Annotated in this window: 10 protein-coding genes; 3 read left to right on the top strand and 7 right to left on the bottom strand. The window is 62.6% G+C overall.

Annotation, left to right across the window (positions count from 1 at the left end; genetic code table 11):
- Window positions 1-90: 90 nt before the first annotated feature.
- The 5 genes from NKI50_RS02700 to NKI50_RS02680 form a co-directional block, all read right to left on the bottom strand.
- The gene (locus NKI50_RS02700; protein WP_502895844.1) at window positions 91-618 is read right to left on the bottom strand and encodes a c-type cytochrome; all 528 of its coding nucleotides are present in this window, start codon (window positions 616-618) and stop codon (window positions 91-93) included.
- 334 nt (window positions 619-952) lie between these two features.
- On the bottom strand, window positions 953-1,573 hold the full coding sequence (locus NKI50_RS02695; RefSeq protein WP_502896293.1) for an ABC-type transport auxiliary lipoprotein family protein: 621 nt from the start codon (window positions 1,571-1,573) through the stop codon (window positions 953-955).
- 73 nt (window positions 1,574-1,646) lie between these two features.
- A complete protein-coding gene (locus NKI50_RS02690) occupies window positions 1,647-3,020 on the bottom strand; it encodes an MlaD family protein (RefSeq protein WP_023720067.1) in 1,374 nt (457 codons plus the stop codon).
- Window positions 3,021-3,033: 13 nt separating this feature from the next.
- Entirely contained in the window at window positions 3,034-3,852 is an 819-nt protein-coding gene (locus tag NKI50_RS02685) for an ABC transporter ATP-binding protein (RefSeq protein WP_023720068.1), read from the bottom strand.
- 1 nt (window position 3,853) lies between these two features.
- Window positions 3,854-5,038 (bottom strand): ABC transporter permease, encoded by a 1,185-nt coding sequence (locus NKI50_RS02680; RefSeq protein WP_023720069.1) that lies wholly within the window; start codon window positions 5,036-5,038, stop codon window positions 3,854-3,856.
- A 78-nt stretch (window positions 5,039-5,116) separates the two neighbouring features.
- Between NKI50_RS02680 and dgcA the strand changes: the two genes are divergently transcribed.
- Entirely contained in the window at window positions 5,117-6,100 is a 984-nt protein-coding gene (gene dgcA / locus NKI50_RS02675) for an N-acetyl-D-Glu racemase DgcA (protein WP_352642719.1), read from the top strand.
- On the opposite strand, the gene NKI50_RS02670 is transcribed toward dgcA, so the two are convergent.
- Entirely contained in the window at window positions 6,071-7,288 is a 1,218-nt protein-coding gene (locus tag NKI50_RS02670) for an MFS transporter (protein ID WP_352642717.1), read from the bottom strand. The two genes, dgcA and NKI50_RS02670, sit on opposite strands and share 30 nt — an antisense overlap.
- Before the next feature lie 127 nt (window positions 7,289-7,415).
- Window positions 7,416-8,237, bottom strand: coding sequence for a UDP-2,3-diacylglucosamine diphosphatase (locus tag NKI50_RS02665; protein ID WP_023720072.1), 822 nt, complete (start codon window positions 8,235-8,237; stop codon window positions 7,416-7,418).
- Window positions 8,238-8,357: 120 nt separating this feature from the next.
- Between NKI50_RS02665 and NKI50_RS02660 the strand changes: the two genes are divergently transcribed.
- Window positions 8,358-9,137: an SDR family oxidoreductase gene (locus NKI50_RS02660; RefSeq protein ID WP_352642713.1), complete on the top strand. Its 780-nt coding sequence runs from the start codon at window positions 8,358-8,360 to the stop codon at window positions 9,135-9,137.
- Window positions 9,138-9,310: 173 nt separating this feature from the next.
- Window positions 9,311-11,635: an NADP-dependent malic enzyme gene (locus NKI50_RS02655; protein WP_352642711.1), complete on the top strand. Its 2,325-nt coding sequence runs from the start codon at window positions 9,311-9,313 to the stop codon at window positions 11,633-11,635.
- The last annotated feature ends 4 nt before the right edge of the window (window positions 11,636-11,639 follow it).

Genomic DNA, 11,639 nt, shown 5'->3' with positions numbered 1-11,639 from the left:
TCACCACCGTGCCATGGCCGCTCGCCCTTCAGAGCAAGCGCCGTTCTCTCTCCAAAACTTTTTGCAGAACCTTCAGGACACTATCCCGCCCTACTTCGTTGCAGCGGCTGCGGCTTCCCCCGGCGGCATAATCCGCATCATGAAAGCCGACACCGTTTCCCCGGGTTTGAACGGGCCGGGAACCTGATGGCTGACCGGCTTCACACTTTGGAGGAATGCCGCGATAGCCATGGCGTCATCCGCGGTGAGATGCGCAAAATCGCGCCAAGGCATGATCGGCGCCAGCATACGGCCGTCCGGCCGTTCGCCGGTCTGGATCGCGGTGACGATCTGCTCCGGGGTCCAGCTTCCGATACCGGTCTCCTTGTCAGGCGTGATATTGCGGGCGACAAAGACACCAAGACCAGGAATCTCGAAGCCCACATCTGAACCGCCAAGAAAGCGCGACATGTCGGGCTTCCCGAAGAAGTAACCGGGTGTGTGGCAGTCGCTGCAGCCGGCAATCGTAGCCAGATATTCGCCGCGCGCAATCTGTGTGTCGTCGGCCATGGCCGCGTAAGATGGCAGGGCAACAATTGACGCTGTCAAGAATGCAAGATGAATTAGTGTCCGAAACATTGCTTCCTCCCTGTGGTCTGTTCGTGGTTTGTCCGTCGACCTCCCGCGTCGTCAACTGGTCGCAATTCCCCGATTTGGCGACGTCGGGGACGTTAAATTTTAGCATGGCCAGGACGGATTACCATCAGCGATCAATTGGACCGTCGGCACTTGTCGTGTCCGGTTGAGCAACTGTTACGAAGCTCGCTAGCCGACGCACAACGCCTTCGCCTTCTTTGGCGCAACGTGCTCGTCCTGGCAGATGAGCCGAACGGCAACCTACCACCCATCTCGGCCATTGGGGCAGTCAGATGATTGAGTTTGATCCTAGCTGCGCCCGGCAGTTCCGGCCGCGTCAGATCACAGTGTCCGTCCAGCGGACGATTTGCCCGGCCGCATCACCGAACGCCGCGTCGAGCGCGCCGACATAGGCCTGGTTGCCGCTGCCCGAAACGGGCGCGATGGCGCTAAACGTCTTCGAAGCGCGCACTTCGCCGTTGCGGTCGTTCAACAGGCGCACGAACAGCTCGACCTCGGCATGTTGGCCGCCATCGACACGCACCTCGAACGAGCGGATCTCGACGATCACCTGATAGTCGATTGCCAGCCCCTCGCCCGGCTTACCGACGCCGGTGAAGCTGCCCGAGCGCTGGAACGTCTCTGCCAGCCGCGCTTGTACGATCATCGGCAGCCGGTCGGCCCATTGCGCGCCCTTGAGATACTGGATCGATCGCGGCGATGGCTTGATGACGATGTTCTGGCTGTCCAGCGCCTTGAGCGCCGACGGCTGGGCGATGAGGATCTGGCGACGGCTGTGGGCACGCGCTTCCAGCGACGGCGCCGAAAGCTCGAACGTGTCCAGCGGTGCCGGTCCGCCGCCAGGCAAGGCCGCGCAGCTTGCAAGCGCAAGCGCCAGCAACACCGCCCCGCTCTTCAACCCACTCGATCTGATGCTGCCTGAACTGATCGACTTCAAACGCGATCCCCCCCGGATCGTGGAAACAACGCGTATCTGCAAGCTATGTTCTTGCTGTGGGCGGAGGCCGAAGTCAACGGCGCACCCTGCCGTCGAACTGCCGGACCTCGCCCTCGCCGCCGGACAGGATCCGCTGCGGGTTGCGGCTCAGATCGGTTACCGCCTCCTCGATGCGGGTGATCGAACGACGGCTGTCCTGGACCAGCGCTTCGACGTTTTGCAGCCCCTGTCCCGAGAATCGCGCCAGATTGTCGGTGATGGTACCGAGACGGGCGTTCAGCGTGTCGGCGACCTGCTTGAACGATTTCAGCGTCGCTCTCGCGTCGGCCATGACGCCGTCGGCCTGGCCGGAGCCGAGCAGTTTGTCGACCTTGGCAAGAATACCGTCGACTCGCACCGAGGCATCGTTGAGGCGTCCTGCGAGCTGGTGCGCGTCTTTGATGGTTTCATCGATGTCGTCGGCTCGGTTGGCGAACTTGTTGGTCACCTTGGCGATGTCGGCGGCAGCCTCGTTGGCGTTTTCGCTGGCCTTCTGGATGTTGGCCAGCGCGGTGCGAACCTCAGCCGGATCGATGCCGTCGAGAACGCCGTCGACCTTGGCCAGCGTGCCTTGCGTCTTCTGGGCGAAGTCGTTGATCGAGCCGACCGCAGTGTCGACGTTCTTGATGACCGTGTCGAACTGCTTGCTGGTTTCCTTGAGGTTGGAAGTGACCGTGTCGACATTGGCGACGATGCTCTTGATCTGGTCCTTGTCGACGGCGTTGAGTAGCCCTTCCGCCGCCTTCAGAGTGCCGTCGAGCTTGCCCGAAACACCCTTCAATTCGTCCGCCAGCGAGCTGACGCTGGCCAGGAACTTGTCGACCCCGTCCGAATTCCTGGCCAGTGCATCGGAGAAGGTCTGGACATTGTTGACCGTCTGCGTCAGCGGCCCGCGAACGTCCTTGGTGAAGCCTTCGAGCTCCGAAAGGACCTTGTCGGCGCGGGTGAAGATGTTCTGCGCCGTCTGCAGCAGATTGGTGACCGCCGACGGGTTGGCAACGATCTCAGCGACACGGCCTTCCTTTTCCGCCTCGTCGAGGAGTTTTGGCTCCTTGGGGTCGGCGCCCTTGAGCTCGATATTGGCCTGCCCGGTGAGGCCGGCAAGCCCGATATCGGCCTGCGTCGACTTGGTGATCGGCGTATTGCGGTCTATTTCGGTGTCGGCGATGGCAGCGGTCGGATTGTCGACGTCGATATAGACACGGCGCACGTCGCCGACCTTGACGCCGTTGAACAGTACGAAGCTGCCACGGCCGAGTCCCGAAGCCGACCCTGGAATGCGCACGCGCAATATGGTCGTCTCACCCTTGTCGCCGATCGCCGCCGTCCAATAGACGAAAGCGAAAGCCGCGAGGATGGCGGCCAGCGTGAAAATGCCGACAATGACGTAGTTGGCCCTGGTTTCCATTGCTCACTTATGGCTATGCGCGCGCCGCAAGATCAAGTTGCCGGGCGCGTTTTCCGCGGAAATAGGATTTTACCCAGGGTTCCTCGCTCCTGAGCATGTCGTCGATCGTGCCCTCGACCAGCACTTTCTTTTTGCCAAGCACCGCCACGCGGTCGCACGCGGTAAACAGCGTGTCGAGATCGTGCGTGACCATATACACGGTCAAATCCATCGTATCGCGCAGCTTGACGACCAATTCGTCGAACTCAGCCGCGCTGATCGGGTCAAGGCCGGAAGTCGGTTCGTCGAGGAAGACGATATCCGGGTCGAGCGCCAGAGCGCGCGCCAGCGCAGCACGCTTGATCATGCCGCCGGAAAGCTCGGAAGGGAATTTCTGCGCCGCGTCCGGCGGCAGTCCGACCAGCTCGACCTTGAGCATGGCCAGTTCGTCCATCAGCTTCTTCGGCAAATCGAGATATTCGCGCATCGGCACCTGGACGTTTTCGAGGACGGTCAGCGCCGAAAAAAGCGCGCCGTGCTGGAACAGCACGCCAAGCCGCATGTCGATGCGAAGGCGCTCCCTTTCGCTTGCCTTCTCGACGTCGACGCCGAACAGTTTGATTGTTCCCGATTGCTTGCGCGTCAGGCCAAGGATGGTGCGCAAGAGAACAGATTTGCCGGCACCGGAGGCACCGACGAAGCCGAGAATCTCCCCGCGCCAGATGTCGAGCGACAATTTGTCGAGAACGACTTGGTCGGCGAACGACACCGTGACGTCGTGCGCCGACAGCACGATCTCGTCCTCTTTGGCTTTCTCCGCCACCTTGGTCGTGTTTGTGCCCGGCAGCGCCATGTCAGAACTCGATCGCTGCATAGAACATGGCGAAAAGCCCATCGAGGATAATGACCACGAAGATCGACTTCACCACTGAGGCGGTCACATGCTGGCCAAGCGATTCGGCGCTGCCGCCAACCTTCATGCCCTCGACCGAGGCAATTATGCCGATGATCATGGCCATGAAAGGCGCCTTGATCAGGCCGGCAAAGATGGTGCTGAGGTCGATTGCGACACGCAGCCGGTCAATGAACGCTGCCGGTGCAATATCGGAGTAGAGCCATGCAGCCAAAATGCCGCCGCCCAGCGCGGCAAAGTTGGCGATGATCGTCAGGCAAGGTAGCGCGACGACCAGCGCGACCAGCCGCGGAAACACCAGCACGCCGATTGGATTGAGGCCGATCACTTTCAGCGCATCGACCTCCTCGCGCATCTTCATCGAGCCGATCTCGGCGGTGATCGCGCTACCGGAGCGGCCGGCGATCATGATCGCCGTCATCAGCACGCCGAGCTCGCGCAGGATCAGCACGCCGACCAAGTCGACGACGAAGATATCGGCGCCGAAATAGCTGAGCTGATAGGCGCCTTGCTGGGCGACGATCGCACCGACAATGGCCGACATCAGCACAACCACCGGTATGGCGCCAACGCCCATGCGATCGATCTGGTTGAAGATCGCCGCCATGTTGACGGCATGGCCGCGGCCAAGCTTCATCTGCGAGCCGCGTATCGTGGCGCCGAGGATGTTCATTGCGGCCAGGAAATCGTCGCGCATCTCATAAACGCGCCGGCCAACCGCCTCGAGCCCGCGAATGATGAAGTTGGGCGGCTTTGCCGGACCTGATTCGGGCTCGCGTCGAACGGCGTCCCCGACGGCGCCAAGCAGGATCGAGGCGATCTCGCTCTGCCCCTGCATCGTGATCTCGACGCCCTTCTTTTCGAAGCTGCTGACCAGGCGGTCGATCAGCCATGCTCCGGCAGTGTCCATCTTTTCGATTTGTGAGAGGTCGAGCGCCAGCGTCTTGAAGCCGCTGCGCTGCTCGATCTTGCGCATCTCGGCATCGACCAGCGCCACGGTGCGTGTCGTCCAGCTTCCCGAGAAAGCGCAGCCGAGAACGCCGCCCTCCTCGCCGATCGCGATGCGCGGCTGGTGGTCGGGCTCCTTGGCAGGGCCGCTTGCGTCGCGTTTGCGGATGGTCAACATGGCGTCCTGTTTAGCCTGACGGGGCCGACCTGTCGATTTGCCGATATCCTCCTTGTTGCACAGCCGGAGCAGAAAAATATGGCGCGTGTCATTTCGGTCGAGGCCGAGCGCTTTCCTATTGCCGGGAGCTTCACCATTTCGCGCGGCTCGAAGACCGAGGCTGAGGTGATTTCCTGCGCCATCAGCGAAGACGGCCATACCGGGCGCGGCGAATGCGTCCCTTACAAGCGCTATGGCGAGACCGTGGAGGGTGTGCGCGACGCGATCGAGGCGATGCGCGGTGAGATCGCGGGCGGCATCAGCCGCACCGCCCTGCTCGGTGCCATGCCTGCGGGTGCGGCACGCAATGCCATCGATTGCGCGCTCTGGGACCTGGAATCGAAGATCAGCGGAACACCGGTGGCGCATATGATACGAACCGTTCCGTTACGGGCGCTTGAGACGGCGTACACACTGTCGCTCGCCGAGCCCGAGGCGATGGCGGCGCAAGCCCGCGCCAACGCCCAGCGCCCGCTGCTCAAGGTCAAGATCGGCGGCGACAACGACATCGCCCGCATCCGTGCAGTGACGGCGGCGGCACCCGACAGCCGAATCATTCTCGACGCCAATGAGGGCTGGAATGACGACAATATCGTCGCAAACCTCGCCTTTGCCGCCGAGCACGGTATCGCCTTGATCGAACAGCCGCTGCGGGCGGGACATGACGGTATTCTTCGCCACATCGCGCATCCGGTGCCGATCTGCGCCGACGAAAGCGTGCACGAGGCGAAGGACCTCGACGCGCTTGTCGGCCTCTACGACGCCATCAACATCAAGCTCGACAAATCGGGTGGCCTGACCGCAGCACTCGTGCTTCGCGACCGCGCCCGCGAACTGGGTCTTGGCGTCATGGTCGGCTGCATGGTCGGCACATCGCTTGCGATGGCGCCGGCCGTGCTGTTGGCGCAGGATGCCGATTTCGTCGATCTCGACGGTCCGTTGCTGCTAGCCTGCGACCGCGTTCCAAGTCTCGTCTACCAAGGTTCGCTGGTGTCACCGCCCGAGCCAGCGCTGTGGGGCTGAACGCGCGGCAAGCCCGATCAGCGCCAGGCCCGTCAGGGCGATGGGGATCATCGCAAAGAAGCCATTCGCGCCGAAGCGATCGTAAAGAGGACCTGAAATCAGCGTTGCCACCGCCATGAAGAAGCCGTTGGAGAAATAGGCGATGCCTTGCGCCGCCCCGGTGCGTTCTTCCGCGATTGTCTCACCGATCATCTTTTGCAGGCCGATCAGCACCAGTGCCACCGAAACCGCGTGCAGTGTCTGGATCGCGAAAAACCCGCCGACGCCAAGCCCAAGCGGCCAGATCAGGGGGAAGGCGATCCAGCGCACGATCGCGCCTACCCCGGCAATCAGCATGATCGACACGACTGAGAAGGAGGCGAAAGCCCGGGTGAAGACGACGAACATGCATATCTCGGCGACGACGCCCCAGCCCCACAGCAGCCCGACAACCGAATCGCTGATGCCGATCGACTTCCAGTAGATCGACACGAAGCCGTAGAGAAATGCGTGGCTGGCGGTGATGACGCCGACGCCCGTCGAAAAATAGAGGAAGTACCGGTTGAGGAGTTTCGGTGCCGATTGCTGGATATCGGCGGCCGAAAGCGGCGAGGCGCGGCGCGGACGGCCGAGGCGCGGCGCAATCAGTCCGGCGGCTAGCGCGGCGCATAACGACACGAAGATGATCACCGGGACAGCCTGGGCACCGCTCGCCGACAGGATGAAACCGCCGGCGAGATTGGCGCAGAGATAGGAGATGGAGCCCCATTTGCGCATGCCGGCGTAGTTCGAGCCGAAGCGGCGAACACCTGAAAGGGCGAGCGAATCGGCAATCGGCGAATGCGGCGTCCAGACGACCGCCAGCGCCAACGATACGGCAAGTACCATTGCGTAGGTCGGCGGCAGGAAGTAACCGGTCGACAAGATCAGCGATGCGGCGACCAGCGCGACATAGACATTGGCGCGGTCGCTCGCTTTGTCTGCCAGAGCGGTAAGAAAAGGCGTCGTCGCCACGCGCAGGAACATCGGCGCAGCGAGAATCACGGCTATCTGCTCAGCATGGAACCCCTTCGCCTGCAGCCACAGCGGGAAATACGGCACATGCGTGCCGAGCGGAACGAAGAGCGTGAAGAAGATCAAGCTCATGCGCAGTTCGAAATGGCGTGGCTTGACGAGCTGTTCGGGCGAAAGCGGCGGCAGCGAGGACATTAACAGGCGATCCGTCGGCACGGCATTCAGCCGGGTCGGCCCACCACACCAGCCGCTGCATAGCACGGCGAAAAAGTCGATGAAACCGCTGGACTAACCGATTAAAGCGAGATGCGGCCGGGTTCGCTCAAGCCGCCTGGACTGCCCTGCCCTTGATGTCGATCGGCACGAGCACCTCGCTGCCGACCGGAGTCTCCGGCAGGACATGCGCCCAGTGCAGGATCTCCATCCGGCCGTCAAAATGCTCGACCACCGCCGTGCAGCTCTCCACCCAGTCGCCGGTGTTGATGTACTGCACGTCCTCGTAGCTTTCGATCGCCGCATGGTGGATGTGCCCGCAGATCACGCCGTCGACGTGCGAGCGGCGCGCCTCCTCGGTCAGCACGGTCTGGAACGAGCCGATGAAATTCACCGCCTTCTTGACCTTGACCTTGGCCCAGGACGAGAACGACCAGTAAGGCAGGCCGAGCACTTGGCGCAGGCGCGTGATGACGCGATTGACCAGCATCGCCGCGTCATAGGCATAGTCGCCTAGATAGGCCAGCCAGCGCGCATTGTGGACGACGGTGTCGAACTGGTCGCCATGGATGACAAGAAGGCGTTTGCCATCCGCGGTCTCGTGGATGGCGCGATCGGCGACGACAATGCCGCCGAAATGCACACCTTGGAACTGCCGCGCGAACTCGTCATGGTTGCCGGCGATGTAGGTGATGCTGGCGCCCTTGCGCGCCTTGCGCAGCAATTTCTGGACCACGTCATTGTGGCTCTGCGGCCAGTGCCAGCTCCGTCTCAAGCGCCAGCCGTCGACGATATCGCCGACGAGATAGATGATATCGGCATCGTGATGGCGCAGAAAATCGATCAGGAACTCGGCCTTCGCCGCCTTCGATCCGAGATGGACGTCGGAGATGAACATGCTGCGGAAAGTGCGGGGCTCTGCGCCAGACATCATTTGTCACCGTTGCTTTCGCGTGAGGCTATGCCCCGATTCATGCAACAACCGTATGACGGTTGCGATTGGTCCAGCCATACGGGTAGGTTGCCGCCGCAATCAGAGGAGAAAATCACCATGGACCTCGGCATTCGCGGCAAGAAGGCCATAGTCTGCGCCTCGAGCAAGGGGCTGGGACGCGGTTGCGCCATAGCGCTGGCCGAGGCAGGCTGCGATCTGGTCGTCAACGGCCGCAACGCCGACGTGCTGGCCAAAACCGCCGCTGAACTGCGCGAGAAATTCGGCGTCAGCGTGACCGAGATCGTCGGCGACGTATCCAAACCCGACGTCCAGAAGGCGCTGCTTGCCGCCTGCCCCGATCCCGACATCCTCGTCAACAACAATGGCGGTCCGCCGTTTCGCGATTTCCGCGCGCTCGACCGGGCAAAGATCCTCGAAGGCGTCACCCAGAACATGGTGACCCCTGTCGAGCTGGTTCAGGCCGTGATCGACGGCATGGCGGCGCGCGGCTTCGGCCGCATCGTCAACATCACCTCGCTGTCGGTCTATGTTCCTATCCCCGGCCTCGACCTGTCGTCCGGCGCCCGCGCCGGCCTCACCTCGTTCCTGGCAGGCGTCGCGCGGACGGTGATCGACCGCAATGTGACGATCAACAACATGCTGCCGGGAAAACTCGATACCGACCGGCTGCGCGGTCCGCACGAGGCCGGCACGCCCGAAGATCCGGCCGCCGCCGCCGCGCGCAAGGCCAAGGCCGCGGCCAATGTTCCGGCCAAGCGACTCGGCACGCCGGAGGAATTCGGCCAGATCTGCGCCTTCCTGTGCTCGGTTCACGCCGGTTACCTGACCGGACAGAACATACCGGTCGACGGCGGCCTCTACGTCAGCGCGTTCTGAACGGCGGAGAGGAAAAGACCTGAATAGCGCGGCAGGATTTTAGCACAACTAACTGAAACAAATCGATTTTAATCGTTTCGCAAAGCAAAATGACGGTTGCGTCATTTGGCGTCGTGAAAAACCAATGCTGCATGCTAAAAGGCTTCAAGGCAGGATCGCAGGGAGGCCCCGTCATGACAGGCGAAAGCAAGAAGGCGGCGCGATCCGACCTCGACGAAGCAGCGCTCTACTTCCACAAGCACCCCCGGCCCGGAAAGCTTGAAATCCAGGCGACGAAGCCGCTCGGCAACCAGCGCGACCTGGCGCTTGCCTATTCGCCGGGCGTCGCGGCGCCCTGTCTTGAAATCCGCGACGATCCGGCAACCGCCGCCGACTATACCGCCCGCGCTAATCTTGTTGGCGTCGTCACCAACGGTTCGGCGGTGCTGGGCCTCGGCAATATCGGACCGCTCGCCTCCAAGCCCGTGATGGAAGGCAAGGCCGTACTGTTCAAGAAGTTCGCCGGCATCGATGTCTTCGACATCGAGATCGACGCACCGGGCATCGAGCGCATGGTCGAGACGATCTCCGCGCTGGAACCAACCTTCGGCGGCATCAACCTTGAGGACATCAAGGCGCCGGAATGCTTCGAAGTCGAGGAGCAGTTGAAAGCCCGCATGGGCATACCGGTCTTCCACGACGACCAGCACGGCACCGCCATCATCGTCGCCGCCGCTGTGCTCAATGGGCTGGAATTCGCCGGCAAGTCCATCTCCGACATCAAGATCGTCACGTCGGGCGCCGGCGCTGCCGCTCTTGCCTGCCTCAACCTTCTGGTCTCGCTCGGCGCGCGGGTCGAAAACATCTGGGTCACCGACCGGTTCGGGGTCGCCCATAAGGGCCGCGTCGAGGAGATGGACCGCTGGAAAGCCCCCTATGTGAAGGACACCGAGGCGCGTACGCTGGCCGACGTTCTGCCCGGCGCCGACGTGTTTCTCGGCCTGTCAGCCGCCGGCGTACTGAAACCGGAACTGCTCCATCACATGGCGCCCAAGCCGCTGATCCTGGCGCTGGCCAACCCCAATCCCGAGATCATGCCGGAAGCGGCACGGGCAGCACGGCCCGACGCGATGATCTGCACGGGCCGCTCCGATTTCCCCAATCAAGTCAATAACGTACTCTGTTTTCCTTACATCTTCCGCGGCGCGCTGGATTGCGGCGCAAGCGCCATCAACGAAGAGATGAAGATGGCCGCCGTGCGAGCGATTGCAGCGCTCGCCCGCGAAGAGCCATCCGACGTTGCCGCGCGTGCCTATTCCGGCGAGACGCCGATCTTCGGTCCGGAGTTCCTGATCCCCTCGCCTTTCGACCCGCGACTGATCCTGCGCATCGCCCCTGCCGTCGCCAAGGCAGCCTGCGAGAGCGGCGTCGCGACCCGTCCGATCACCGATTTCGCCGCCTATATCGACAAGCTGAACCGCTTCGTCTTCCGCTCCGGCCTAGTCATGAAGCCGGTATTCTCGATGGCCAAGACGTCGAGCGCCAAGCGCGTCATTTATGCCGACGGCGAGGACGAGCGCGTGCTTCGCGCCGCGCAGGTCGTGCTCGAGGAAGGCATTGCCGAACCGATCCTGATCGGCCGCCCGCACGTCATCGAGGTGCGGTTGAAACGCTATGGGCTGCGCATCAAGCCCGGCGTCGATTTCGGCTTGATCAACCCGGAAGACGATCCGCGTTACCGCCATTATGTCGATCTCTTGATCGAGCTTGCCGGCCGCCGTGGCGTGACGACGGAAGCGGCGCGCACCATGGTGCGCACCGACAATACGGTGATCGCCGCCCTTGCCCTGAAGCGCGGCGACGCCGACGCCATGGTCTGCGGCCTCGAAGGCCGTTTCGAGCGCCATTTGCGCAACGTGACGCTGATCATCGGGCCGCGCGCCGGCATCAAGGATCGCGACCTGTCGACGCTTTCCATGCTGATTTCGCAGCGCGGCATCATTTTCCTCACCGACACCCATGTCTCCGTCGACCCGACCGCCGAAGAAATTGCGGAAATGACCGTTTTGGCGGCCGAGGAGATCCAGCGTTTCGGCATCGAGCCCAAGGCAGCGCTACTGTCGCATTCGGATTTTGGCTCCCGCGATTCGCCAAGCGCCATGAAGATGCGGCAGGCGGCGGCGATCTTGGCGCGCATCGCGCCCGACCTGCAATGCGACGGTGAGATGCATGCCGACTCGGCGCTATCGGAGCAGCTGCGCCAGCGCGTCTATCCGCATTCGCGGCTGAAAGGCGAAGCCAATCTGCTGGTGTTCCCCAATCTCGATTCGGCGAACATCACGCTGACCGCGCTGCGCACGATGATGGACGCGCTGCATGTCGGGCCGATCCTGCTCGGCACCGACAGCCCGGCGCATATATTGACGCCGTCGGTTACGTCGCGCGGTGTCGTCAACATGACGGCACTGGCCGTGGTCGAAGCCGCGCATAAGGCGCAAGCCATCGTCGATCTGGGGTAGCCGC

Origin of the sequence: Mesorhizobium sp. M0563, assembly GCF_040321065.1 — a bacterium.
Taxonomy (GTDB): Bacteria; Pseudomonadota; Alphaproteobacteria; order Rhizobiales; family Rhizobiaceae; genus Mesorhizobium.
The sequence above is the reverse complement of the archived record's forward strand: the minus strand, read 5'-3'. Positions and strand labels throughout refer to the sequence as shown.